This window comes from Alienimonas chondri, assembly GCF_013036045.1.
GTDB lineage: Bacteria > Planctomycetota > Planctomycetia > Planctomycetales > Planctomycetaceae > Alienimonas > Alienimonas chondri.
On the sequence record NZ_WTPX01000284.1, the window covers coordinates 2,980 to 3,345 of the forward strand.

Sequence of the window (366 nt, forward strand, 5' to 3'; positions counted from 1 at the left end):
AATGTCCCCGGGGAGCTAAACTGCGGCTGTTAGGAAGACCACCTCAGACGGAGTCCAGGGATGGACGCATCAATGACGAAGACATTGCGTACGGCTGGCCGGCTGGCCAGAGATCTCGGCAACCGGCGTGCGGCCGACGTGCTCACCGTGACCGGCGGAGCGCCCCTGCGAGGGCGCGTTCGGGTCGGCGGTTCGAAGAACGCGGCGCTGCCGATGCTCGCCGCTTCGCTGCTGCTGGACGGCCCGACCGTCCTGCGTCGCGTGCCGGAACTGACCGACACGCGACTGATGATCGAACTGCTCCGCGGACTCGGGGCGAACGTCACCCGCAGCAGCGGAACGGTCCATGTGCTCCCCGGGGACATC

1 pseudogene is annotated in these 366 nt (G+C 67.8%); it reads left to right on the forward strand.

Annotated features, from left to right (window positions below):
- Positions 1–72: 72 nt before the first annotated feature.
- A pseudogene (locus tag LzC2_RS20995) lies at positions 73–366 on the forward strand (hypothetical protein); the annotation flags it as partial.